At 36.3% G+C, this 25,872-nt stretch carries 20 protein-coding genes; 5 read left to right on the top strand and 15 right to left on the bottom strand.

Translation table 11 applies throughout. The annotated features are described in order from the left end of the window. Positions 1-2 precede the first annotated feature (2 nt). The 6 genes from DCS95_RS08345 to DCS95_RS08320 form a co-directional block, all read right to left on the bottom strand. Complete coding sequence (locus tag DCS95_RS08345; RefSeq protein ID WP_116770354.1) at positions 3-983, bottom strand: PorP/SprF family type IX secretion system membrane protein; 981 nt, start codon at positions 981-983, stop codon at positions 3-5. An 8-nt stretch (positions 984-991) separates the two neighbouring features. After that, positions 992-5,416 (bottom strand): Calx-beta domain-containing protein, encoded by a 4,425-nt coding sequence (locus DCS95_RS08340; protein ID WP_116770353.1) that lies wholly within the window; start codon positions 5,414-5,416, stop codon positions 992-994. Between the two features lie 157 nt (positions 5,417-5,573). Then, the gene (gene fabD / locus DCS95_RS08335; RefSeq protein WP_116770352.1) at positions 5,574-6,461 is read right to left on the bottom strand and encodes an ACP S-malonyltransferase; all 888 of its coding nucleotides are present in this window, start codon (positions 6,459-6,461) and stop codon (positions 5,574-5,576) included. Positions 6,462-6,537: 76 nt separating this feature from the next. After that, positions 6,538-7,047, bottom strand: coding sequence for a gamma carbonic anhydrase family protein (locus DCS95_RS08330; RefSeq protein WP_116770351.1), 510 nt, complete (start codon positions 7,045-7,047; stop codon positions 6,538-6,540). A gap of 9 nt (positions 7,048-7,056) precedes the next feature. After that, a complete protein-coding gene (locus tag DCS95_RS08325; protein ID WP_116770350.1) occupies positions 7,057-7,788 on the bottom strand; it encodes a LytR/AlgR family response regulator transcription factor in 732 nt (243 codons plus the stop codon). After that, positions 7,785-9,905 (bottom strand): histidine kinase, encoded by a 2,121-nt coding sequence (locus DCS95_RS08320; protein ID WP_244178422.1) that lies wholly within the window; start codon positions 9,903-9,905, stop codon positions 7,785-7,787. The genes DCS95_RS08325 and DCS95_RS08320 overlap by 4 nt, the downstream gene beginning before the upstream one ends. Before the next feature lie 284 nt (positions 9,906-10,189). Between DCS95_RS08320 and DCS95_RS08315 the strand changes: the two genes are divergently transcribed. Then, positions 10,190-11,365 (top strand): vWA domain-containing protein, encoded by a 1,176-nt coding sequence (locus DCS95_RS08315; RefSeq protein ID WP_116770348.1) that lies wholly within the window; start codon positions 10,190-10,192, stop codon positions 11,363-11,365. A 41-nt stretch (positions 11,366-11,406) separates the two neighbouring features. Here DCS95_RS08315 and DCS95_RS08310 read toward each other — a convergent pair whose 3' ends face one another. Then, positions 11,407-12,429, bottom strand: a complete 1,023-nt coding sequence (locus tag DCS95_RS08310; RefSeq protein ID WP_116770347.1) for a PorP/SprF family type IX secretion system membrane protein — start codon at positions 12,427-12,429, stop codon at positions 11,407-11,409. A gap of 123 nt (positions 12,430-12,552) precedes the next feature. On the opposite strand from DCS95_RS08310, the gene DCS95_RS08305 reads away from it, so the two are divergent. From DCS95_RS08305 to DCS95_RS08290, 4 genes are all read left to right on the top strand, one after another. Further along, complete coding sequence (locus tag DCS95_RS08305) at positions 12,553-13,464, top strand: NifU family protein (protein WP_116770346.1); 912 nt, start codon at positions 12,553-12,555, stop codon at positions 13,462-13,464. 71 nt (positions 13,465-13,535) lie between these two features. Then, positions 13,536-13,736, top strand: coding sequence for a dodecin family protein (locus tag DCS95_RS08300; RefSeq protein WP_116770345.1), 201 nt, complete (start codon positions 13,536-13,538; stop codon positions 13,734-13,736). A 67-nt stretch (positions 13,737-13,803) separates the two neighbouring features. Continuing rightward, positions 13,804-15,855, top strand: coding sequence for a thioredoxin domain-containing protein (locus DCS95_RS08295; protein ID WP_116770344.1), 2,052 nt, complete (start codon positions 13,804-13,806; stop codon positions 15,853-15,855). A 78-nt stretch (positions 15,856-15,933) separates the two neighbouring features. After that, positions 15,934-16,758 (top strand): mechanosensitive ion channel family protein, encoded by an 825-nt coding sequence (locus tag DCS95_RS08290; RefSeq protein WP_116770343.1) that lies wholly within the window; start codon positions 15,934-15,936, stop codon positions 16,756-16,758. Between the two features lie 63 nt (positions 16,759-16,821). Here the strand turns inward: DCS95_RS08290 and tsaB are convergent, their stop codons facing one another. The 8 genes from tsaB to DCS95_RS08250 all read right to left on the bottom strand — a co-directional run bounded on the left by tsaB (position 16,822) and on the right by DCS95_RS08250 (position 25,839). Further along, entirely contained in the window at positions 16,822-17,502 is a 681-nt protein-coding gene (gene tsaB / locus DCS95_RS08285; protein WP_116770342.1) for a tRNA (adenosine(37)-N6)-threonylcarbamoyltransferase complex dimerization subunit type 1 TsaB, read from the bottom strand. Between the two features lie 83 nt (positions 17,503-17,585). Then, positions 17,586-18,926 (bottom strand): TolC family protein, encoded by a 1,341-nt coding sequence (locus DCS95_RS08280; protein WP_116770917.1) that lies wholly within the window; start codon positions 18,924-18,926, stop codon positions 17,586-17,588. Between the two features lie 67 nt (positions 18,927-18,993). Next, positions 18,994-20,118 (bottom strand): efflux RND transporter periplasmic adaptor subunit, encoded by a 1,125-nt coding sequence (locus DCS95_RS08275; RefSeq protein WP_116770341.1) that lies wholly within the window; start codon positions 20,116-20,118, stop codon positions 18,994-18,996. 42 nt (positions 20,119-20,160) lie between these two features. Continuing rightward, positions 20,161-21,417 carry an ABC transporter permease gene (locus DCS95_RS08270; protein ID WP_116770340.1) on the bottom strand — a complete coding sequence of 419 codons (1,257 nt, stop codon included), beginning with the start codon at positions 21,415-21,417 and terminating at the stop codon, positions 20,161-20,163. Between the two features lies 1 nt (position 21,418). Continuing rightward, a complete protein-coding gene (locus tag DCS95_RS08265) occupies positions 21,419-22,648 on the bottom strand; it encodes an ABC transporter permease (RefSeq protein ID WP_116770339.1) in 1,230 nt (409 codons plus the stop codon). Continuing rightward, the gene (locus DCS95_RS08260; protein ID WP_116770338.1) at positions 22,641-23,342 is read right to left on the bottom strand and encodes an ABC transporter ATP-binding protein; all 702 of its coding nucleotides are present in this window, start codon (positions 23,340-23,342) and stop codon (positions 22,641-22,643) included. The genes DCS95_RS08265 and DCS95_RS08260 overlap by 8 nt, the downstream gene beginning before the upstream one ends. Positions 23,343-23,437: 95 nt before the next feature. Then, the gene (locus DCS95_RS08255; protein WP_116770337.1) at positions 23,438-24,553 is read right to left on the bottom strand and encodes an efflux RND transporter periplasmic adaptor subunit; all 1,116 of its coding nucleotides are present in this window, start codon (positions 24,551-24,553) and stop codon (positions 23,438-23,440) included. 29 nt (positions 24,554-24,582) lie between these two features. Next, positions 24,583-25,839 carry an ABC transporter permease gene (locus tag DCS95_RS08250; protein WP_116770336.1) on the bottom strand — a complete coding sequence of 419 codons (1,257 nt, stop codon included), beginning with the start codon at positions 25,837-25,839 and terminating at the stop codon, positions 24,583-24,585. Positions 25,840-25,872: the final 33 nt, after the last annotated feature.

Raw genomic sequence — 25,872 nt, 5'->3', positions numbered from 1 at the left:
ATTTAAAAGAATCTGGGTGAATCTACTTGTTTAGGCTTTCCTTTAGCATTCTTATCACCACTTCCTTTAGATTTTGCAGCTCCTGTTCTACCTAGATAGAATTTTAATATTATTTCATGAGAACCATTATTAAATTCTCCTAGCAAATTTGTATTGTAATCATAGGAATAACCAGCAAATAATTGGTTAGATATTTGAAAGCCTGCCAATCCACTAAATGCATTATCTAAACGATAGGAAGCACCAGCGGTAAACACATCTGCAATTAAGAAGTTACCCGATAAATTTACGTTTACAGGTGAACCCGAAATAGTATTGACCAAAAAGGCTGGTTTAAATTTTAAATTATCAGAAAGCTCGAACACATATCCCCCAATAAAATTAAATTGAAGTTTGTCTTCTACAATTGATGCAACCTCATCATTATATACCCCTTCTGTCAAAAAATTAGGAACCGAAGCACCTAAGTACCAATCTTCAGCATACAAAAATGCACCGGCACCTACCGTTGGGTAAAATTTACTCAACATTTCTTCATTCAGATTTTCCCCAGGATTTTCGAAGGTACCTTTAGAAAAATCTACATTTAGAAATGAACCACCAGCATCGATACCAAAGGATAATTTTGTCTCATCCGTAACCATGATCTGGTATGAGTAAGAGATATCTGCATAGGTTTGTGTAGTTGGTCCTAATTCATCATTTACAATATTAATACCCAAACCAACTTTTTCATTTTGAAAAGGGAGGTTCGCCCCAAAACGAAATGTACGTGGTGCACCAGGTACATTTATCCATTGAGCCCTGTACAAGCCTGAAAATTCAGGGTTTTCTACCGTACCAACATATGCAGGGTTAAAGCTGCCAATATTGTACATGTACTGAGTATACTGTGGTTCTTTCTGTGCAAACGCGTTAAAGCTTAACAGAGAAAATAGTACAAGAGCAATAGTATAACTCGGTTTATAAAAGTTATAATCCATAATATATTTTATCTAATAAGCTGTATCCAACCTTTATCCAATGTTTCAGGTCCGTTATTAACACTATAGTTCATAATATAAAAATACGTTCCTTTTGGCACTTCTTTTCCTTTATAGGTACCGTCCCAAACATCGGCATCATTTACTTTTTCGGTTTCAAAAACAAGGTTACCGTAACGATCGTAAATTTTAATTTTATACTGCAGATCCACTTCAACCTGTGCACCAGTTTCTGGATCGGTCAAAGTTCTATTAATTCGTAACACCTCATTCTGGTTATTTCCATTGGGAGAAAATTGGTTGAACAGGAAGCCTGGGTCTGCAGGACTTTTTTCAATCACTTCAACCTCAACCGTTGCTTCATTATTGAGTGTATTACTATCTCTAGGAGATGACCTTACTATATTCGCCGTATTTGTAAACATTCCTAATGAAGGCACTATAGCTATTATCTTTAAGGTTGCAGTCTCTTCCCTATCTAGTGATGGAATATTCCAATTACCGGTATCTTCATCATAGACTCCATTAAAATCTGATTCTGCCGAAACGAACATAAATCCGTTTTCAACCAGTATCTGATCATTAACCACAATATCCGTTACTACATCAGATTTGGAAATATTAGTTACCCTAATAATAAATTCCACTTCATCGCCAACCAAAGCCTTTTCTGGTCTCGCTTCTTTAGAAATTCTTAAATCAACTCCCTCTGGGGCTTCAGTGTTTAAAATTACTGTGGATTCATCATTCTCGGAATTATTATCCGATGGAATAGATTCTAATAATTCAGCAGTATTTGTATACGGACCTTGCTCATCTACGGTTACCGTAATATTCAATTCGGTAGAAATACCCGCTTCAAGTTCTGGAATAATCCAACTACCGGTTATTTCATCATAATCTTGAGAATCTGCCGAAACAAATATAAAACCAAGCTCCAATAAGTCACCGATTACTATAGACCTAGCCGTTCTATCTGATAAGTTAGTGACCAAAATGGTAAATACTACAGTATCACCTACCAAAGCATCTATATTATCTACAGATTTCAAAACTTCCAAATCTATAGGCTCATCGCAATTTGGCGTTGCCACAGGATCACACGGATCATCTGGATCCGAACCGTTTGTTTGTTCATCTAAATCTGAAATGCCATCACCATCAGTATCGCAACTGCCATTAAATCTATTAGGTATACACGGATTGTTATTTGCAGGATCCTGTTGGTCGTTTACTCCGTCGTTATCTGCATCTGCGGTATTCGAATCCAAGGCATCAATGATACCATCGCCATCTTCATCTAATGGATTATCAATATCATCACCTACCTCTTCACCATCTTCAATACCATCGCCATCGGTATCAGGATCGTTGGAATCGGTTCCCAAAACCACTTCTTGACCACCTAGGAGTCCGTCATTATCATCATCGGTTTCACAGTCGCTCACATTGATAGTAACTTCGACTGTTGGATTTTCACAAGGTGCTGTTGAATTAGTAGTGGTATAGCTAAAAATATAAGCCCCAGAAGCAGCACCTTCAAATTCCACCACATTAGTAGAGCTGATATCCACGTTAGTTTCTGGACCAGATACAAAAATCCAAACCCCAGGATCAGCACCAGAAAGTCTTGAATCCAAATCTATAGCAGTAAGTCCGTTTGCCGCTACATTACAAATAGAACCGTTTGTTGCCGTACCGGTCGAAGCCTGCACACCAATTCTAGCAACCACAGGCTGTCTTTCTGTGGTACAACCATTTTCGGTAGCCTCAACATAATAAGTTGCGGTGGCATTCAAAGAGGGCGTGGTAAAAGTCTCGCCAGTAGCAATAGGAGTAACAGCATCTAAGGAATCAAACCAATTGACAGATGCGCCATCGCTAGGCTCAACACTTAATAAAAGTGTACCAGGACCACAACGTTCATTATCATTTATTTCGTTTAATTGCGGCAACACATTACGTACAATTTGCACTTCTATTGTTCCACTTGCACAATCATTAGCTTCATCGTAGAAAAAACCATAGTAAGATGCAGGTAAACTAACATTTTGCGCCTCGGAAACGGTTAAATGAGAATTCGTATTCAATGGATTGGAAACTCTACTCCATGTTAAAACAGTACCTGTGGGTGCTGTACTAGAAGTGTAATCGAATAAATTTGCCGAAAAAGGATCACCGGCATTCTCCACACAATAGATATTTGAAACAGTTTCATCTAAAATAGGTGCTGCCACACAGTTATCATCATCTTGTATAGTTCCAGTGACAGTACCGCCTTCAGCACGTTGTACATTATTTGTAGGTAAACCTAATTGAAGTGTAAACGTTTCAGTATTCTCTAAAACAGCGTCATTATTGATAGGAACAGTAATTTGCTGAATTTCACCCGCATCACCGTCAAAAGTGAGCGATCCATTATTACCAGTATAGTCTACACCACCACCTTCTGCGGTATCATCAAAAAATGAATATGATACAGATGTACCACCAACAACTTCCAAATCTAAGGTAACATCAAAAATAAGTTCTCCAGAGGCATCATCTTCATTAATAGATTCATTTTCTACCGTTAATGTAGCTTGATCATTATCTTCAATTTCAACTGTAGCCGATTGTGTTATTACCGGTCCCAATGAATAACCGGGTCCGTTTTCCAATGTAATTTCAATAAATTCGGTACCTTCCTGTATTTGATCATCAATAGGCGTGATAATTATTGTAGCTTCTTGCTCTTCATTAGGAATACTTACCGCATTGGTACTACTAGCGGTATAATCAGTTCCGCTTTCTGCTGTACCATCAATATCAAAACCTACTATAATTGGACTCCCAGTATTATTCTCCTCACTTAATCTAACGGTAAACTCACCTGTAGAAACCGAACCATTGCTTTCTGCAGCAGTATCATCAGAAGTAGTAATCTGTGCAACATAATCAATATCATCACTAACTATTGTAACTGTACCACTATTTGGAGAACCAACCTCATAACCAGTGCCCGCCACAATATTTAAAATAACCGTTTCATTATTTTCAACATCAGTGTCATTAATTGGAACTATTAAAATTTCAACTTCATTTTTCCCATCCTCAATTATTGCCGAACCACTTAATGTTTCAAAATCATCACCTGGAGTAGCAGAGCCACTAAGTGTATAATCTATTTCTATATCAGAACCTGTATTATTTATGCTATTTAAACTAACCGTAAATTTTCCATCTACACGAGGGTTCTCTCTGGCTGTTGCATCTGTTGAAGCGACAGACGCAACATACGCGTCATCATCTACAATTGTAACAGTATCTGTATTAGGTATTCCAATTTCATAAAGTGCACTATTAATACTGTTCAACGTAATTACAACTGTTTCATCACCTTCAATTAAAGCATCATCTATGGGAGCAATGTTAAGATTGGTGAAATCTGAACCGTTTGGTATATTGGCATTGCCGGTAATGGTAAAATCATCGCCCTCTGTAGCTGTACCGCTAATGGTATAATCTACGGTTAAGTCACCACCCGTATCGTTCTCTTCATTTATTACAATTCTAAACCGACCATTGTTTCCTGTACCATCTTCATTGGTACTTGGTCTATTTGCCAAAACAGTAACTTGAGCAACGTCATTATTAAGAATTGTACCAACAGCAGTAGCTGTATCATCAACTGCATCATTAGTAGCCTCTAATTCTACAGTAAAAGTTTCATCATTCTCAATTAAAGTATCATCATGAGTTTGAACATTGAAATTTTGCGTAAGTGAACCCGAAACAAAAGTGACTGTTTGTGTTCCATTATTATAATCTGTAGTACCAGTAAAAGGAAAAGCTCCACCTTCAGCATCTATATCAACAAAGGCAATTTCTACATCATAATCATATTGAACAACTTTATCTGATCTTACTATAAAATTTAAATTATTACCTTCTTCCGCGGACACATCATCTATAGTAAGAGTAGCTACATCATCATCTGCAATAGTAACGGTAGCTTCAATATCAGAACCAAGGTCATAGCTTGTGTCATCTACTAGCTTTATACTAACAGTTTCTGAACCTTCAACCAAAAAATCTTGAAGTTCTGTAGAAACATTGATCAAAGCACTCCCCCCCGCTAATCCGCTGTAACTTACTTCAACCTCTCCACTTAATTGTACATAGTCGGCGCCTGGTGTAGCCGTACCAATTTCTACATCATATAATACTGTAATCGTACCAGAAGAAAATAAACCGGACGAAACAGATACCAAAAAACTACCGGGAGTTGAACTACCTTCTGTAGCATTCTGATTATTTTCAACAGAAACCGTTTGTGCTGAAACATTATGAGAAAAAGCTCCCAAAAACAGTATTCCAAAAACAAAGAGAAATTGCTTAAACCGTTTAGTATTCTGAAAATTCAAAAGACTATTATATATACTTATTTTCATAGCATTCTTTATCTTACCCTACACTATAATTGGGAAAGTTCTAAATTCCACAATCAAAAATAAGGGTCTCAATATTACAAAAAAATCAAGGTAAACTGCTCAGAAACAGTTGAAAAAAGGATTTATGGGTTAAATGGTAATATTAAGTAAACAATAGCTACTCTGCCAACTGTGGGGACTGCGTACTTACTGAAGACTCAATTTTTCTTACCAAACCTTGCAACACTTTACCCGGACCTATCTCTGTAAACACCGTAGTACCATCCTTAACCATTTGTTGTACACTTTGTGTCCATTTTACCGGGGCCGTTAATTGTAGCATTAAATTCTTTTTGATCTCCTCTGCACTGCTCACCGCAATTGTAGGTACATTTTGATATATTGGGCAACTAGGCGTTGAAAACGTCGTATTTGCAATTGCGGCAGCCAATTCTTCTCTTGCAGGTTCCATTAATGGAGAATGAAAAGCACCGCCAACAGGTAGCATCAAAGCACGTCTTGCACCAGCTTCCTTTAATTTTTCGCAAGCTTCTTCTACAGCTGGTACTTCCCCAGAAATTACCAATTGCCCAGGGCAGTTATAATTTGCAGCTACCACAATACCTGATATTTCTTCGCAAACTTTTTCTACCACGGCATCTTCCAAACCTAAAACGGCAGCCATTGTCGACGGCTTTAACTCACATGCCTTCTGCATTGCCAAAGCTCGTTGAGAAACCAATTTTAATCCGTCTTCAAAACTTAAAGTATTGTTAGCAACCAATGCTGAAAATTCGCCTAAAGAATGACCCGCAACCATATCGGGCTTAAATGCATCTCCCATTACTTTACTTAGAATTACAGAATGTAAAAAGATGGCAGGCTGGGTTACTTTGGTCTCTTTTAAACCTTCAGCAGTACCATTGAACATAACCTCTGTAATTTCAAAGCCTAAAATATCATTAGCTTTAAGAAACAACTCTTTTGCAATAGGGTATTTCTCGTATAAATCTAAACCCATTCCAACAAATTGAGCACCTTGCCCAGGAAAAACATATGCGTTCATAACTTTTAGTTTTGGTGGCTCAAAAGTACGTATTTTAGCTAGATTGCCATACCCCAAAACTTTTTTGAGTTAATGATTATTCTTTAAACCAACCGGAATACATAGTATAAGCCTCTGCAATTCTATTAATTTCACCAGAACTTAGCTCAGGACTAATATCTTTTATTTTCTTTGCTGGCATACCGGCAAAAATACTACCAGATGGTACATGGGTTCCTTTAGTTAGAACCGCACCTGCTGCAATAATACTGTTACTTTCTACAACGCAGTCATCCATTATTATACTCCCCATGCCGACCAAAACATTATCATTAATGGTACAACCGTGAACAATGGCATTATGCCCTATAGAAACATTGTTACCGATCGTTGTAGGAGATTTTAAATATGTACAATGTACTACGGCTCCATCTTGAACATTTACCTTATCGCCCATTTTTATATAGTGAACATCGCCCCTAAGTACGGCATTGAACCAAACACTACATTGTTTGCCCATACTAACCTCACCAACAATGGTGGCATTTTCTGCAATAAAACAATCTTCACCTATACTAGGTTCTTTACCTCTAACGCCTTTTATCATTTTCGTCAATTAATTAAAATAAGATAGAAACTCTTTCTTTTTGGATGCAGAAACCATTACCTCTTTTCCGTTGGACATAACTACACTACCTCCCTTACCCTTTCTGTATTTTACTACTTCATTAACATTCACCAAAAAAGATTTATGTACACGTGCAAAAGGATACTCATTCAAGGCATCCTCAAAATACTTTAAAGTTTTACTTACCAAGATTTTCTTGTTCAACAAATAAATTTCAGTATAGTTATCATCTGCTTTGCAATATAAAATTTCAGCGATATTCAGCACTTGAAAGCCGTCTTGTTGAGGCAAAGTTAATTTCCCCTCTACTCCATTTGATTTTGTACTGAGCACTTCACTTTCTAAACTTGCTTCCTTTTCACGAACATTTTCTACATACGCTACAGCATTTATCAATTCATCTATATTGATCGGTTTAGTCAAATAATATGCAGCATGATTATTTAAAGCATCTTTTGCATAGTGATCATATGCGGTAACAAAAACGGTCTCAAAAGTTCTATCGGGTAATTGGTCAAGCAAATCAAATGCGTTACCAAAAGGCATCTCTACATCTAAAAAAACAAGATCAAGCTTATTAGCCTCAATTAAAATCTTAGCTTCTTTTATGGAAGAAGCTTCTCCCAATAAGTTAATACTAGTACAATATTTGGCTATATAATTTCGTAGAATCTCCCTACTATTTGCCTCATCTTCTACAATAATCGCATTTAGGCTCATTTCTCTCTTTTTAAAATAAACAGGACTTTGGTTCCTGTACCATCCGATTGTAAATCGGAAATTTTAATATCTACCTTATCAGTATACATATCATTTAAAATAGCGACACGTTTTTGAATAATACCCATCCCTTTAGATTTTTGCTTTCGCTGATTCTGGGTTTTAATTTCGGCAGATTTCTTTCTTCCTATACCATTATCTGTTATAGTTATAATTATAGAATCTGTACTGTTTTCTTTTATTGTAACCAACAGTTCTCCTTTTTCCTCTCTATACCTTAGTCCGTGCCAAATGGCATTTTCAATGTAGGGTTGCAATAACATAGGAGGTATTTGAAACTTGGCCACTTGTACATTCTCTTCAATATTTATCTGATAATCGAACTTATCTTCAAAACGAGAATGTTCTAATTTGATATAAAGTTCTAATTGTTGCAGTTCTTTTTCGAGCGGAATAAAATCTTCTTCAGAATTTTCAAGTACAGAGCGCATTAGTGTAGAAAAATCACTGAGATATCTATTGGCACTACGCTCATCGCTCTTAGATATAAAATTATTAACTGAATTCAGTGCATTGAATATAAAATGCGGATTCATTTGCGATCTCAACGATTTTAATGCCAAAAGGTTATTCGCCAATTTCTGTTGTTGATTACTACGGTAAAAGAAGAACGCGGCCAATAAGGTCAGCAAGAGACCAAATATTAAAGAATAAATTACCAGCTGCTGACGTTTATTACTCTCTTTAACCAACTCTTGCTCTGTTAAAGCGAGTTCATACTTACTTTGAGACAGCTCCCGTTCCTGCTCCAGTCCCGTAAGTCGGTTTTGAGCACTTGCAATTTCCCTATTAAACCGATTTGCCCTTGAAATTTCTTGTTCTTTGCGTACATACAGAGAATCTACCAATGCAACATACGTTTGATATGTGTCTAGCGCTTTGGTAAAGTCACCTTTCACTTTATACACTTCAGACAACTTTCTGGTTGCATCTTTCTGAACGATTAGATCATCATCTGAGTCCGCTTCAACAATACTTTTTTCCAAAAAGGGAATAGCCTCATTGTATTTATCTTGAGAAATATATGCGTTTGCAATTTTATAATTTATACGTTGTGATGTAATCGTATCTCCAAGTTCAAGTTTTTTTAATCCAGCATTTGGCGCATTTAGTTTTTTTAGTTCTTGCAAACTACTTTTACGCATATTGATTTCTTCGTTGAACCTACTTTTAGTATTGTAGAAATCCGCCACTTTTTCTTTCTCCTGCAAGGCCCGTTTTGGCTCGGATTGTGTAGCTAGTTGTAATGAATTACCGTAATAGGCTTCAGCCTCCATTGACTGGTTCTCTATAGAATACGTATCGGCTATCTTAGAATTCAAGTCGATCATTTTTGAGGTATTCTGATTTTTCTCGGCAATCAATAACCCTCTATTATATAAATCTATAGCCTCTTTGGTATTACCTTCCCCCTTTTTGGCATCGCCCAATAATTCATAAAGCAGGGCACTCTGGTTCGGCACCATTGTTTTTACTTTTAATAATGGGTTTAATAAATCAATAGACTCTTTAAATCTTGAAACTAAATTGTATGCCCTACCCAATAATAATGAAGTTGAAATCGTCTTGTTGTTCTCTAACGCATCTTCATAATTATCTATAGCTAAATCTAATTGTTTATGATATTGATAGATTTCACCAAGTTTGGAAAGAGACCGTGCTAATTCTTTCTTTCTGCCTCTCTTGCCTAGTATAGCAATGGATTGCGCCACAAGATCAATACTTTTTTCAATATCTTTTGCCTTAAAAGTTTCTGCAGCGTCTAATAATTGCTGATGCCTTGAAGCAATATCGGGCAACGAATTTGACCTACTGGTAGGCGAAGACTCAAAGCCTTCCACCAAAATAAGCACATCATCTTTTTTCTCCACATCGTACCATAACGTCTCAATATCATTATGCTCTATGATTAGTTGGTCTCCAACTCTTGTAGTAATCTCAAACTCGCCCAAGCCATTAGTGACGACAAAAACTCCCATATCGTTTGAAACGGAAACACCAGAAATTGGGCGTCCAGTATCCCTTACCTCAACCCTTCCTTTCAGGTTAAATTTCAAGGCATTATTTTGAGATTGGGAAAAAAGCATGTTCCATCCAAATACAAAACAAATCAATATGTAAATACTATAATTTTTCATCTGTTATTACTACGGTAAACTTAGCTGATTATTATGGCACAAAAAAATGAAGCATTTGCAAATCATGTACTTTTTCTAACTGTATTTATGCGTTAACAAACCCATTTAGTCACTTAACTAAACTAAAAGGTCCTTTCACTCATTTCTACTATTCTAAGAAATTCTTTGCTCTTAGTTTGGACCTGAATTTAAAAACGAAAACTATGAAAATTTTAAAACCACTTGGGTTAATGAGTATAGCATTATTGACTCTTTCTTCGGTATATGCATGTAATTTCAATGAGAACAAAAAACCAATTGAACTAATTGCACAAGCAACGAATACATCAGAACCAAAAAAAGACAACATTGTTCAAATCGCTTTATTATTAGATACCAGCAATAGCATGGACGGTTTAATAAGCCAAGCTAAATCTCAATTATGGGATATTGTAAATGAATTCAGTTTAGCCAAATGCAAAAATGACGCCAGACCGAAATTACAGATTGCAATTTACCAATATGGCAACGACAATCTTTCAGCAAACGAAGGGTATATACAGCAAGTTTTAGGTTTTAGCAGTGATCTTGATGAAATTTCCGAAAAACTCTTTTCACTAACTACCAATGGTGGTGAAGAGTATTGTGGCAAAGTATTACAAACGTCGTTACAACAATTACCTTGGAACAACAACCCAGATTTGTTACGTATGATTTTCATTGCCGGTAACGAACCTTTCAACCAAGGAAGATATAACTATACAACAGCACTTACCAATGCAAATGAAAAAGGGGTAACGGTTAACACCATTTTCTGTGGTAATTACGAATTGGGCATTAATACAAATTGGAAAAAAGGAGCTACAATGACCGGTGGAGAATATATGGCCATAGACCACAACAAAGAGATAGTTCATATTAACACCCCATATGATGACATCATAATTAAATTAAATTCAAAATTGAACACTACCTATATTTCCTATGGGTCTTTAGGTCAAACCAAATACAAAGCCCAATCTGTTCAAGATGAAAATGCCTTAGAAATGGAAGAAGCAGTTGCCGTTAAAAGAGCGGTTAGCAAAAGCTCTAGATTATATAACAACAAAAAATGGGATTTGGTCGATGCCTATGAGGATGATGCTTTTGAAATTAGCGCTATAGAAAAAGATGATTTACCTGATGTTTTAAAAAATAAAAATGAGGATGAAATAAAAAAATATATAGAGACCAAAAAAACCGAAAGAGTACAGATACAAAAAGAAATACAAGCATATAATTCGAAACGATTATCATATATCGCCGAACATCAAGAAGGAGAGAAATCGGGTGAATTGGAGAATGCCATGGTCAAGGCAATTAAAAAGCAAGCCGAATCAAAAAATTATAATTGGGAATAAGTATTCAATGTTATAGGGTCTACTTAAAACAAGTAGGCCTTTTAATTGGCCGCTGGACAGTAACAATCATATTTACGTTCTGTTTGCCCAAAATCGTACCCTAAAGTTATTTGGTGAAACCCGCCATTATCAAAACGAATATCTCCCATCTGATAAGAATAATTGTAAGAAACCATGAAATTCTTAATGTTGGCACCTACTATTGGGGTAATTAATTGTAAACGTTGTTCTCCAAAAGTACCGTTGGTTTGATACTGTGCTCCATCAAAACTTCTTCTATAGGAAAGTCCGCCCCAAATACGTCCAAAATCAACATCTTTATAAACTTTGGCGTTTATATCCATTGTCTTTTCTTTTGTAAACTCGGTCAACTGAAAAAGCACAGAAGGTTCTACTTGCCACTCACTTCTTCCAAAAATATAACCAGCAGATACTAAAAACCTTCTAATATTGTCAATAACCAACTCATCTGGGTTATCATCTCTATCCCTATAATACAAGTTTCTTTTGCTACCCGTTAATGCATTTGTTACTGCAAAATGAGAGTAAAATTCACCGTAATTATATGAAACTCCAATATCAACATTAGAATAAGAAGAACTCAATTTTATACCTGAAACAGCGGGATCCGGTGTCACAGACCTAAATTCTGTTTCATCTAAACTGCTTTGTAATATTGTTGCACTTAAACCAAAAGATAGTTGATTTAATTGTCTTACATCACTACCCCCCATTCTTAAATGGTGAGCATAGGTAAGCTTTAATCCGGTCTGTGAATGATAGCCATTGGCATCATTAAAAATTATCGCACCAATACCACTTGGTGAATCACCTAGTCTAAAATGGGCATTTATAGTCTGTAAACTTGGAGCATCATCAACATCAAACCATTGCTTTCTAGCAGTCGCTCTAATCTTACCTCCTTCACCAATACCGGCCATAGATGGAAAAACCAAATAGTAGTTATCGGACAAATAATCGAAATATACAGGAATACCTTCTTGTGCGTTAGATTTAAGGCCGATCATAAGCACGGTAAACAATAATAGAATTTGGTATTTCATATTGGGACTTTAAAACTAAAGCTTAGTTTCTATAATATAAAGTTAATAACGAGTTAACCTGAACATTATTATGTTGGTGCAAACTAAGATTTCCTTTGTATTTTTGCATAAATTATTTGAGAGATGAAAGAGTATTCAATTACTGTAGTAAAGACCAACAACCCACATATATTAAAGTTTGAAACTAACCACCTGTTAGTTCAGCGAAAAAACTACGAATTTAAAAATATTGACGAAGCCAAAAATAGCCCTTTAGCACAGCAATTATTTTACCTTCCATTCATAAAAACCGTTTACATTTCTGGTGATTTTATTGGGCTGGAGCGTTATGATATTGTACAATGGGAAGATGTTAAAGATGAAGTGGCCCAGCAGTTAGTTGAGTATTTGAATGCAGGTGAGCCAATTGTTATCGAAGAGGACCTGGACAAACCCATTCCAGTAACCGTATATGCCGAGGTAACCCCTAACCCAGCTACAATGAAATTCGTAGCCAGTAAAAAAATTGTAGGTTCTGCTTTTGAGTTCAAAAATATTGATGAAGCTAGAGATTCTAAATTGGCTACCGAACTATTTCAGTTTCCTTTTGTAAAACAGGTATTTATAGACGAAAATTACGTTTCTGTTTCTAAATACGAAGTTGCCGAGTGGGACGATATTACAATAGAATTACGCGAGGTCATAAGAAACTTTATTACCGACGGCAAGCAAATTGTCGCAGATAATGCAAAAGCAATTGGTGCAGAAGCCCAAGTATCTGAAACGGTTACCGCAGAAAGCACGGTAGAACTTGATGAAACCTCACAGGAAATTGTTGATATTTTAGAAGAATATGTAAAGCCTGCCGTTGCCAGTGATGGTGGTAATATTATGTTTCAGTCTTACGATACCGAAAGTAAAACGGTGAACGTAATATTACAGGGAGCCTGTAGCGGTTGTCCTTCCTCCACATTCACCCTTAAAAACGGTATAGAAACAATGCTGAAAAATATGATGGGAGATAAGGTGAACGAGGTAGTTGCGCTTAACGGCTAATTATCGATTTAAATGAATTAAAGATTGCCTTCTATTTTCGTAACTTGTAGGAAATCTAAAAATCATTAATTATGGCAGTTTTAAAAGTAATCGAAATTTTAGCAAATTCTGACAACGGATGGGAAGATGCAGCAAAGCAAGCAGTTGCAGAAGCATCTAAATCCGTTAAAAACATCAAGTCTGTATATATCAACGAGCAAAGTGCAACCGTTGAAGATGGAAAAATCAAAAATTACAGAGTAAATGTAAAAATCACTTTTGAAGTGAAATAATATAAAATAAGCATATAGAAAAGCGCCTTTCGGCGCTTTTTTTGTCTTAAAACTAATTACCCTTTTTATGCCAACTCCACAGAAGCATACCAATAACCTTATAAAAGAAAGTAGTCCGTACTTATTGCAGCATGCCCACAATCCCGTGCAATGGGAAGCTTGGAACGATGCCACATTGCAAAAAGCAAAAGACGAGAACAAACTAATATTGATCAGCATAGGTTATGCAGCGTGTCATTGGTGCCATGTAATGGAGCATGAGTGTTTTGAAGATGAAGAAGTTGCAGAAACCATGAATGCACATTTCATCAATATAAAAGTCGACAGGGAAGAACGGCCGGATATTGACCATATTTATATGGATGCACTCCAAATGATGACCGGTAGTGGCGGCTGGCCATTAAACATATTGGCGCTACCCGACGGCAGACCTTTTTGGGGCGCTACCTATGCAAAAAAACAAGATTGGATTCAGGTGCTGAACCAACTACAACAATTATACATTGAAGATCCCAAAAAAATCATTGGCTATGCCGAAAATATGGCACATGGCCTTAAGGAGATTAATGCAATAGTTACAGAAAACAATCAAGATTTTATTCAAGGTGAGGAAATAGATAATATGGTCGCCGATTGGTCTAACTATTTCGATACATTTTTAGGCGGATATAAGCGAGCACCTAAGTTTATGATGCCTGTGAACCTTAATTTTCTTCTGCATTATTCGCACGTTAAGGAAGATGGGAATATTCGTGAATACGTGAATACCACTTTAACCAGAATGGCATGGGGCGGAATTTTTGATCATGTAGGTGGTGGTTTTTCTCGATATTCAGTTGATACCAAATGGCATGTTCCTCATTTTGAAAAAATGCTGTATGACAACGGGCTATTGATTAGCCTGTACTCCAACGCGTATGCCGCTACTAAAAATGAGCTTTACAAAAGTATCGTAGAAGATAGTGTTACTTTTCTTGAAGAAGAACTACTGGACAAAAAAAATGGATTTTATTCTTCGTTAGATGCCGACAGTTTAACTACTGATAACAAACTAGTTGAAGGCGCATACTATGTCTGGCAAGAAAGTCAGTTAAAAGACATATTAAAGAGTGACTACCCCATTTTTGCCGATTATTTCAACATCAACTCTTATGGCTTGTGGGAAGAGGACAATCATGTGTTAATAAGAGATGGGGAAGCTTTGGATATTGCCATGAAGCATTCCATCACTAAAATAGAGTTAAAAGAAATCATATCAAACTCTCTTGCCCTTTTGAAAAAAGAAAGGGTAAAACGTAAAAAACCAAGATTAGATGATAAGATACTAACCTCTTGGAACGGACTTGCATTAAAAGGTCTTACAGATGCCCACCGTTATTTAGAAAAAGAAAAATATATAGAACTCGCTTTAAAAAATGCTGATTTCATCTTAGACAAAATGAGTATGAATGACGGAGGTTTGTATCATAATCATAAAAACGGTAAAAGCACCATTCATGGCTTTCTAGAAGATTACGCATCTATAATAGATGCTTTTATTGGGTTATATGAAATTTCCTTTGATGAAAAATGGCTAAACGAAAGCTTACGGTTAACCAACTATGTTATCGATCATTTCTCCGATACCGAAACCGGACTATTCTTTTTCACATCTAACAAAGAAGACAAATTAATTCGAAAAACGATTGAAGTTGCAGACAATGTAATACCCTCATCAAACTCTATAATGGCTCATAATCTGCATAAGTTATCTAAATATTTTCCAGAAGATAATTTAGATGTTCTACTGAATACCATCATGAAAACAATGAAGCCTGCAATCACTAAAAACCCACAAAATCATGCTAACTGGCTTCACTTGGCGCAGCTTATGAGCGAGAATTTCTTTGAAGTGGTCGCTATAGGTGAAAACTTTGAACTCATATGCAAAAACCTTATGAAGAACTACCTACCGAACACTATCTTTGCTGCTTCAAATGCTAAGACTAGTAACTTACCGCTATTAATGAATAGGTATGTTATGAACAAGACGCTTATATATGTGTGCAATCACGGTAGCTGTCAAATGCCCGTAGAAGAACCATCAAAAGCCTTGGATCTTATTAGTTCGATCGATTAACAGAATAATGACCTAAAAGTAACATCTAGTCAAAAAGGTATAATTAAGTTAACCCCCCTTTAAACAACATTTATTTTTATGGACGAGATTACAAACATTAAAGAACATGCAGACAAAGCAATAGAGTGGATCTGGGCTGCTTTACCGCATTTATTGTGGGCGATTTTTACCTTATTAATAGGTATTTATATTATTAGAGTAGTTAATAAACTAGTTCGTAAATTCTTTGCCAAGAAAGATTATGATCAAGCATTGGAATCTTTTCTGCAAAGTTTCATCAGTATAGCCTTAAAAATCATCTTATTTGTATTGGTTATTACCCAAATAGGGGTTCAAACTTCTTCATTGGTCGCTATATTGGCTTCTGCCGGTTTAGCAATAGGTTTGGCATTACAGGGTTCTTTAGCAAATTTTGCGGGTGGCGTACTAATTTTATTGTTCAAGCCATTTAAAATAGGAGATTGGATTTCTGCCCAAGGTGTTAGCGGATCTGTCAAAGAGATTTCTATTTTCACCACAAAACTAAATACCTTTGAAAACCAGATAGCGATTATACCTAACGGAAAATTATCAAATGACAATATCGTTAACTATAACGGTGAAGGCACAAGACGTGAAAATTTTGTAATTGGTATTGGGTACAGTAGCAACATCAAAAAAGCGAAAGAAATTTTACTTCAAATATGTGCTGAAAATGATAAAATTGCAAAATCACCGGCACCAGAAGTATATGTTGGAAATTTAGGAGATAGCTCGGTAGATATTTCATTAAGATGGTGGGCAAGTAACGATAAGTTTTGGCCAGCACACTTTTATCTAAGAGAAGAAACAAAAAAACGTTTTGACGAAGCAGGAATTGAAATTCCATTTCCTCAAAGAGTTATTACTCAAGTACAGGCTTAAGTTATTTCGAAATTTTATATAAATAAAGGTCCTTTTTAAACAAGGACCTTTTTTATTGGATTTTTACGATTTTGCCTTCTTGGTTTGAAGTACAAAGTCTTTAAGATAATAGGGTTCAAAATACGCTACATCTTCAAATTCCGATGCATTAAATTTATCCGCTGAAATAGAAGCCATTTCTCTAGCGGACGGAACTACGTCACAGTGATAATTTATTGATGCATCAGTAAACAACTCCTTTATTTTCTCTGCTCCGCTTCCTAAAAAATGAACAGATTTATCGTTGATGTATTCCACAAAGGAATTTTCATCTATAATTTCAGCTTTGGTTTCCCTTATTTGGTGTAGGTCAGCATCGAATATAGCAGAATACACCTCCATACGTCTCGCATCTAAAACAGGTATCAAAACCTCATCTTCTTTGATTTTAATTTGCGATGCCATACTTTTTAGAGTTGAGACAGATATTAACGGGATGCCTAACGCATAACATAAGCCCTTTGCAGCGGAAACTCCAATTCTGAGTCCTGTATAAGAACCCGGACCTTTACTTACCGCTACAGCCTCTATATCTTCCATTTTCAGAGAAACCTCTTGTACTACTTCTTCAATAAATAGGTGAAGCTTTTCTGCATGCGAGTAGTTAGCAGAATTTAATTCTTGTATTGCAAGTATTTCTCCGTCTTTAGCTATACAGACAGAACAATTGGTAGATGATGTCTCTAGGTTTAATAATATTCCCATAATACAAAGGTATTACATACTACAAAATGATTAAGCCTGTAACTTTAAAATGTTACAGGCTTAATTATCACTAACTATTGTATTCATTCTAAGGAAATAGGAATACCAAAATAGAATTCCAATATTTTTAATCTAAAAATATAGTCGTACTTCGTTCTAATAACTTCTGCTTCGGCATTATCTACTCGTGCCTGCGCTTGACTAAAATCAAATGCATTCATCAAACCTACATCAAAACGCTCTTTTGAATATTGATAGGCAAGGCTTCTTGCTTCCAACGTTTTCTGAGCAGCTTCATATGCCTTATAAAAACTGGTTACATCTACGTATGCCTGGTTCACATCTGTCTCTAATTGTAGTTTTGTTCTTTCATACTCTATTTGAGCTAAATCAACACCTATCTGTGATCTTTTAATATTATTTCTAACACTCCACCCATTAAATATCGGAATACTCATTTGTGCGCCATAAGAAATACCATCGTTGATATACAGCTGATCTTTAAACGGAATTTTCTCGCCTGTAAAAGGATCATTGTTTTGATCTGAATATCTAGTATTGTAATTAATAAACGCATCTATTGTTGGGTACTTAGCACCTTTTGCAATCTCTAGATCTTTTTGCGCAAGTTCAACACCAGACAAAGCCATTTTAATATCATTTCTAAATGTCAATGCCGTATCAAAAATGATTTTGGCAGAATTATTTAAAATATCAGATGGAGGAATATCGAACTCTTCATCTGCAATATCAAAATTTTCGTAATCGGTTATACTAAGTAACTGTGCCAAGTTAAGCTTGGAAATCAATATTAAATTTTGCGCATTGATTATTTGCTGTTCTTGACCTGCAGCCGTTGCTTCAATTTCCAATAAATCACCACGAGCCACTACACCAGATTCCACCAATTCTTTGGTACGTTTTAAATCTTGCTCTGTAACCGCTAATTGCGCTTTAAAAACCTTTAAAGATTCTTTATTGGACAACACCTGTAAATATGCATTGGCTACATTTAATTTTATATCATCCTTTATATCATCTAAACGGTACTGATTGGCAATACCATTCAATTTTGCTTTTTCGATACGGTTATAATTTCGTAAACCATCAAATAAGGTTACCGATGAAGTCATATTGCCCGAAGCAGAAAAAATTGTGGCAGACACCAAGTTATTTGTCGTTGGGTCTAATGCAAGTCCCGTATTTGCCGAAGCACTTACTGAACCGTTTAAATTTGGTAGAAGTGCGCCAATGGCATCAGACTCGTCAATTTTAGCGTTCTCTAAATCCAATTCATATTGTTCTACGGTAAGGTTGTTCTCAACAGCATAAAGAACGCACTCTTCTAGTGTCCACTTCTTTTGTTGCGCCATACCCATCACTACAGAACATAATAGTAGTAATCCTGTGATTTTTACTTTCATTTGATTCATTTTTAATACAACCTATACATAGGTTGAACGATTCGTTTTTTGATTTGATTGATTGTTCTTAATCTTCCCTTGGTCCCTCTCCGTCGCTTTTAGCCTCTAATTTGTTCCAGACCTTTATCTTGGCGTCTTCATCGAGACCAGAAAGTATTTCTACGTCAATACCATCACTAACACCAAGTTCCAACTCTCTTTTTTCAAACTCGTTCTCTCCCGTTTCAACTTCTACATAAGGTTTGTTGGTTTCCTTGTCGAACTGCAACAACGCTTCTTTAATAGAAAGCACGTCTTTTTTCTCTTCTAAAACAATGGCCGCATTTGCACTGTAACCCGCTCTTATATTTGTACTGTCAGAAACCGCAAGATCACCTTCAATTCTAAATTGAACGGCTCCTTCTTCTTCAACACCTTTGGGAGCTATGAATTTCAATTTTGCATCGAATTTCTCATCTTGCAAAGCACCCATACTAATCTCTAATGGCATGCCCACTTTTAGCTTACCAACTTCTGCCTCATCTACTTCACCTTCAAAAATCATTTTTGACATATCAGCGATAAAAGCAATTGTGGTACCATCGTTAAAATTGTTACTTTCAATAACCTGATCACCCACTTCAACAGGTATCTCCAATAATGTACCGGTTACTGTCGCTCTAATATTGGTATTGGCACTCGAAGAACCTCCTGCAGAACCAACTCTAATAATTTGATAATCTGCCTGTGCATTTTGTAACTCTTGCGTAGCCTGATCATATTGAAGTTGCAATGCATTGAAATCTTGACTGGAGATTACTCCTTTATCGAACAAAGATTTATTACGATCATATTCGATTTTTGTATTGTTCAATGCAATTTTAGCATTATTTACCCTACCACGTGCCTGGTTCAATGACTGCTCGTTAGGTACAACTTTAATTGTTGCAATCAAATCTCCAGCCTTAACCTGTACACCTTCTTCTAAATATACTTTTTGAATGATCCCTGAAATTTGAGGTTTGATCTCAATTTCATCTTGAGGTATAACCTTACCGGTAACAACTACCTTATTGGTAATATCTCTTTTCTCTACGGTTTCAGTTTCATATGTTTTTAAAGGGGTACTATTCTTTTTTAGAAAATAGACAACTGCTGCCAGAATACCTATAATCAATATCCCTATTAATGTGTACTTTACATACTTGTTCATGCTCAACTATTTGATTGTTATTTACTTTTTTTATTTGGTCTGTTACTCTTCTCTTAATGCGTCAATCGGTTTTATTCTGATGGCACGGTTTGCTGGAATCAATCCTATTAAAACACTTAAGCCTACCATTAAAATAAAGGAACCAACGAACTGCGGAATATTGATCATTAGGTTATAAAATGGCATGTCGCTATTTTCACCTATCATATTATTTGCCAATGCCAAGAAACCAACGGCAATAGCGAAACCAACAAAACCGGCAAATACTGTAATTACGATAGATTCTAAAACAATTTGTCTTTTCACCACTTTTGGAGTTGCCCCTAATGCACGTCTAATTCCTATTTCCTTTGTTCGTTCTTTTACGGTGATCAAGAGAATGTTACTTATGGCAATTACCCCAGCAAGTAACGTTAATATTCCTACGAAAAAAGATACCCCTTGTAACACCCCGGTAAAGGCAGATACATTGTTAAAAACCTCAGACATATCAAAACTGCCGATAGCACGTTCATCAATAGGGTTAATATCATATTTATTCTTTAATAATCGCTTGATTTTACTTTCAACAACGGGCACCTTAGAATCTGCCTCAACCGAAATTGCCATCCAGCCCATTCTATCCCCCGAACCAAAGGCTTTTTGAAAAGTGGAAAAAGGAATATAAATTGAATTCTCGCCATCAATATTAATATTCTGATTTGGTTTGTATATCCCTACGATATTGAAAAACACTCCGTTGATACGCACATCTTCACCAATGGCATTTTCTCCTTTTTCAAAAAGTAACTTATAAGTTTCCTCACCTATAACACATACTTTTTTAGACTCGGACATATCATTCTCGTTAAGAAACCTACCCTCAACCAGTTTCTTTTTCATGATTTCGTCAATGTTAGGATAATCTCCATACACCGCCGAACCACTGGTAAGTCCCTTTCTATAAACCGTAACTACACCTCTATGACTACCTAATTCTATTCTGGGAGCCAGAACTTCAATTTCAGGTATTTGATTTTTAAGAATGGTAGCATCTTCTAATTTAAACTGAATTCTACGTCCTCTTTCAAATCCTTTATAGGGTTCAGATGTGCTTTGGCTCCAAACGAACAGACTGTTGGATGCCGTACCTGCGAATATTTTTTGAAAGCCATTACTCATACCGTTGGCTCCACCTAATAAAAGCACTAATATGACCATAGCAATAATAACCCCTAACATGGTTAAAAATGTCCGGAACATGTTTTTACCTAATGTGGCAAAAATCTCTGACCATAAATCTCTATCTAGTATCCACATATTATTTATCGGTTAATGCTACGATCGGTTTTACTTTAGCTGCCTTCATTGCGGGAATCAACCCTGCCAGCACCCCTGCTACTACTAATATTATAGTAGCTGTTACTACCATAGACATACTTACGGACGGATTTGCAAAAGCATCGGTCTGAATATTTGGACCAATGGCGGCCAATAAGCCTGTTGCTATACCCAAACCAATAAAACCTGACAATGCCGTTATAAAAACAGACTCGAACAATACAAGCTTTATAATTGACCATGGCTCTGCTCCCAAAGCTTTACGTACACCTATTTCTTTTGTTCTTTCCTTGATTATGAATACCATGATATTACCGATACCAACAATACCCGATAACAAAATCAACAGACCAACGATAATTACTGCAACATCTAACCCACCAGTAAAATTGCTGATATTCTCAAATACCTCTGCGTAATTAAAGACTCTTATACCCGCTTGGTCTTGTGGAGCTATTTTAAATCTTCTTTTAAAAACACTCTCCAATCTATCTGAAAAAGCAAGTGCTTCGGTTAGATCGTAGTTTGGGTTATAGGTCAATGCTATTTGATCAATATGATCTGTTTGACCGTACATTCTTTGGTAAGTACTTGTAGGTGCATAGATGTTACGTTCTGCATTATCATCACCGTCATCGGTAAATGTGCCGATGACCCTAAACGGGAGACCGTTGAACTCTACAAATTTACCTATAGCGTCTTCGTTCTTGAACAAGTCCTCCTCTACCTTTCTACCAATCACCGCAACCTTTGAGGCATTAAGCAAGTCATTGGTATTGATGAATCGTCCTTTATTAACTATGGTTTTTTCTATTGCCTGGTGATCTGGGTAAACGGCCTGAATATTATAACTACCCGTTTCGCTCTTATAACGTGCCGATGTATTTTGATAAACTCTAGGGCTTATGTACTCTATATCATTTGGAAAACTTCTTTTGATGTATTCAATATCATCATTGGTCAATTGAACTCTTCTACCTGCCTCAAAACCTCCATATGCCATTGAGGTCGTTCCTGTTCTAACAAAAATTGAATTTGTAGCATCATCGTTGAACTGTAAGGTAAAACCATTCTGCATACCTTTTACAGAAGCTAAAAGCAGTACCAAAATAAATATACCCCAGCCCACAGAAAATCCGGTCAGGAAAGTTCTAAGCTTGTTGTTGCTTATACTATGATATATTTCTTGCCAAATGTCTCTATCAAACATACTGCTCGGCTCTTACTTGTTCTATTTTCTTATCCTCAATAATAATCCCATCCTTTAAATGAACAATACGCTTGCACATATCGGCAATATCAGGTTCGTGCGTAACAATTAGTATCGTATTTCCAGCATCGTTAATTTTCTGTATCAAGTCCATAACCTCATATGATGTTTTACTATCCAATGCCCCGGTAGGCTCATCGGCAAGTAATACCTTGGGTTCGGCCGCCAATGCCCTTGCTATGGCCACACGTTGTTTTTGACCACCAGAAAGTTCACTTGGCAAATGACCTGCCCATTCTTTCAACCCAACCTGCTGCAAGTATTTTAAAGATTTTTCTTGACGTTCTTTTCTTGGTACTTTTTGATAGTATAAAGGCAAGGCAACATTCTCTGCAGCACTTTTATAATTGATGAGATTGAAGGATTGAAAAACAAAGCCTAAAAACTTGTTTCTATATCTAGCTGCCTTGGTTTCATTTAGATTTTTGATTGGAACATTATCCAGTATATACTCTCCAGAATCAGAACTATCTAACATACCCAGTATGTTTAGCAAAGTTGATTTACCAGAACCAGAAGAACCCATGATAGCTACCAACTCCCCTTCTTCTACATTAAAATTTATGCCTTTTAGAACGTGAAGTGAATTCTTGCCCATTTTATAGGACTTGTGAAGATCTTTAATTTGAATCATGTTGGTTGTTGTTTTGAACAATTTTTACATTGTCTATACATTAGACTATGCAGTCATAAATTTGTTACATCAATTAAACTATATTTTTTATTTTATTAATTCTCGGCAAGCTCATCGGGCTTTATCTCGTTCCACACCTTAATTTTCTCCCCTTCCTCAATACCAGAATTGATCTGTACATGAATACCATCGCTAATACCCAATTCAATATCACGTCTTTCAAATTGCTGATCGCCAGATTCGATTTCAACAAAGGGCTTTTTGGTTTCATCATCAAATTGAACCAAGGCCTCTTTTACGGTCAGAACACTATCTGCACGTGCCAAAATAATAGAGGCATTGGCACTTAGACCCGCTCTAATAAATACCGAATCTTGTTTTTTGAGCGTTCCCTTTATTTCAAATTGTATGGCTCCGTTTTCTTCATTTCCTTTTGGCGCGATATAATCCAATACGGCATCAAAAATTTTATCCTCAATTGCACCAACGGTTATTTCTAACGGGAGATCCTCTTTTATTTTACCCACTTCAGACTCATCGACCTTTCCTTCAAAAATCATTTTATCAACATCTGCAATAGCGGCTATAGTAGTACCCTCATTAAAATTATTGCTTTCAATAACTTGGTTACCTACCTCTACCGGCACTTCTAAGACCATACCGCTCACCGTAGCCCTAATCTGTGTATTGGCAGCATTACCATACCCTGAAGTTGTACCTGTTTTTACGATATCATATCTTTTATTAGCTGCTGCATAAGACTGTTTAGATTGATCATAACTTACCTGGGCACGTTCTAGATCTACCTTTGAAATTACCCCTTTAGAGAAAAGGCCCTTTTGTCGCTCTAGATTACGTAATTGATCATCTAAATCAATTTTAGCTTCGTCAATATTATTTCTAGCATCGTTCAAGGCACTTAAATTAGGGACTACCTTTATCGTACATAATAAATCACCCGATTTCACATAGTCTCCCCCTTCCACGAATATCTTTTCTATAACTCCAGAAATATTTGGTTTAATAAGCACTTCTTCCAAAGGGAGAATACTGCCTGTTGCCATCGTTTTCTTAATAATAGTTTGTTTGGTAGGTTCTTCGGTTAAATAGACAACAGGGTCTTCCGCATTTTTTGAATAGAGATAAAACATTGATCCGCCAAAGGCGAAAACAATAACCAGGAGTACAATAATAGTTGTTGACTTTTTCATTTTATGATCGATTAAATTTTGTTGATGAATTATTCTGTTTTTAATGCTTCTATTGGTCTAATCTTAATGGCACTTTGTGCAGGTATGAAACCTGCCAGTAAACCAGAAAACACTAAAATGATCAGTGCACTGACCACAACGGCCAAACTTACACTTGGGTTAATAAACATATCTACCGGACCTACGGAATCTAACACAGCATTTACCCCATAAATAAATGCCGCACCGAAAACAATACCGATCATTCCTGAAATGATGGTTAGAAATATAGATTCCATTAAAATCTGCTTTTTTATGGACCAAGGTGCTTCTCCCAATGCCCTACGAATACCTATTTCTTTTGTTCGTTCTTTTATGACGATAAGCATAATATTACTTACCCCAATAATTCCTGAAAGTAAAACCAGTACACCCACAAAGTAGGCAACCCAACGTAGCGCGCCAAACAAACTTTCAACTCGGTTAAACTGTTCGTATAGGTCAAAGTACCCTACCGCACGCTTATCATCTGGGTGAACCTTTCTTTTCTCCTTCACTACACCCACTATTTTTTCCTTTAGGTTAGATATAGAGCTACCATCATTGGCCGTAATGGCCATCCAACCCACATCATTACTGGTATTAAAAGCTTGTGAAAAAGCAGTGAACGGCACATAAATTTCTTTTTGACCCTCTTCACCTCCACCATCATCTTTCTTTTGGTACGTACCCACAACCATAAAGTTGACACCTTGTATTTTTATATAAGTACCTAATACCGTTTCACCTTTATCGTAAAGTTCATTTCTTACTCCGTCGCCTATAACGGCAACCTTTCTTTTATCTTTAATATCATTATGGTTAACGAACCTACCCGAGGTTATGGTCATAGGTTCTTGTTTAATAATTTCAGGATAATCTCCATATACATTAAACGCTCCTGTACGCAATCCGCGAACCACATTATTCGCCCCTCTAAAACCGCCTAATTGATTACGAGGAGATATAAAGCGTAAATTGGGTACATTGTCTTTGATAGCTTGTACATCTTCCAGTTTAAAACTAAAACGCCTTCCTTTAGGCAATCCTTTGTAAGGCATTGTAGTATTCCTTGACCACATGAACATTGTATTTGTAGCTATATCTCCAAAATCTGCCCTAATACCGTTCTCAAGACCTTTGCCAGCGGCCAGTAGAATAATCAAAATAAAAATTCCCCAACCCACACCAAAAGAGGTAGCCAACGTTCTAAAAACATTGCTAGATAAAACTTCCAAGATTTCCTTCCATCGGTCTCTATTGAACATTGGTCATATCATATTAATTACACCTAATTCTTT

Source organism: Maribacter litoralis (genome assembly GCF_003075045.1).
In the GTDB taxonomy this organism is placed as follows: domain Bacteria; phylum Bacteroidota; class Bacteroidia; order Flavobacteriales; family Flavobacteriaceae; genus Maribacter; species Maribacter litoralis.
This window is presented reverse-complemented; position numbering and strand designations above follow the sequence as displayed.

What these genes read in the sequence shown, in the direction of transcription:
- DCS95_RS08345 (WP_116770354.1), bottom strand. Translation starts at nt 983, where the DNA reads ATGGATTATAACTTTTATAAACCGAGTTATACTATTGCTCTTGTACTA.
- DCS95_RS08340 (WP_116770353.1), bottom strand. Translation starts at nt 5,416, where the DNA reads ATGAAAATAAGTATATATAATAGTCTTTTGAATTTTCAGAATACTAAA.
- fabD (WP_116770352.1), bottom strand. Translation starts at nt 6,461, where the DNA reads ATGAACGCATATGTTTTTCCTGGGCAAGGTGCTCAATTTGTTGGAATG.
- DCS95_RS08330 (WP_116770351.1), bottom strand. Translation starts at nt 7,047, where the DNA reads ATGATAAAAGGCGTTAGAGGTAAAGAACCTAGTATAGGTGAAGATTGT.
- DCS95_RS08325 (WP_116770350.1), bottom strand. Translation starts at nt 7,788, where the DNA reads ATGAGCCTAAATGCGATTATTGTAGAAGATGAGGCAAATAGTAGGGAG.
- DCS95_RS08315 (WP_116770348.1), top strand. Translation starts at nt 10,190, where the DNA reads ATGAAAATTTTAAAACCACTTGGGTTAATGAGTATAGCATTATTGACT.
- DCS95_RS08310 (WP_116770347.1), bottom strand. Translation starts at nt 12,429, where the DNA reads ATGAAATACCAAATTCTATTATTGTTTACCGTGCTTATGATCGGCCTT.
- DCS95_RS08305 (WP_116770346.1), top strand. Translation starts at nt 12,553, where the DNA reads ATGAAAGAGTATTCAATTACTGTAGTAAAGACCAACAACCCACATATA.
- DCS95_RS08300 (WP_116770345.1), top strand. Translation starts at nt 13,536, where the DNA reads ATGGCAGTTTTAAAAGTAATCGAAATTTTAGCAAATTCTGACAACGGA.
- DCS95_RS08295 (WP_116770344.1), top strand. Translation starts at nt 13,804, where the DNA reads ATGCCAACTCCACAGAAGCATACCAATAACCTTATAAAAGAAAGTAGT.
- DCS95_RS08290 (WP_116770343.1), top strand. Translation starts at nt 15,934, where the DNA reads ATGGACGAGATTACAAACATTAAAGAACATGCAGACAAAGCAATAGAG.
- tsaB (WP_116770342.1), bottom strand. Translation starts at nt 17,502, where the DNA reads ATGGGAATATTATTAAACCTAGAGACATCATCTACCAATTGTTCTGTC.
- DCS95_RS08280 (WP_116770917.1), bottom strand. Translation starts at nt 18,926, where the DNA reads ATGAAAGTAAAAATCACAGGATTACTACTATTATGTTCTGTAGTGATG.
- DCS95_RS08275 (WP_116770341.1), bottom strand. Translation starts at nt 20,118, where the DNA reads ATGAACAAGTATGTAAAGTACACATTAATAGGGATATTGATTATAGGT.
- DCS95_RS08270 (WP_116770340.1), bottom strand. Translation starts at nt 21,417, where the DNA reads ATGTGGATACTAGATAGAGATTTATGGTCAGAGATTTTTGCCACATTA.
- DCS95_RS08265 (WP_116770339.1), bottom strand. Translation starts at nt 22,648, where the DNA reads ATGTTTGATAGAGACATTTGGCAAGAAATATATCATAGTATAAGCAAC.
- DCS95_RS08260 (WP_116770338.1), bottom strand. Translation starts at nt 23,342, where the DNA reads ATGATTCAAATTAAAGATCTTCACAAGTCCTATAAAATGGGCAAGAAT.
- DCS95_RS08255 (WP_116770337.1), bottom strand. Translation starts at nt 24,553, where the DNA reads ATGAAAAAGTCAACAACTATTATTGTACTCCTGGTTATTGTTTTCGCC.
- DCS95_RS08250 (WP_116770336.1), bottom strand. Translation starts at nt 25,839, where the DNA reads ATGTTCAATAGAGACCGATGGAAGGAAATCTTGGAAGTTTTATCTAGC.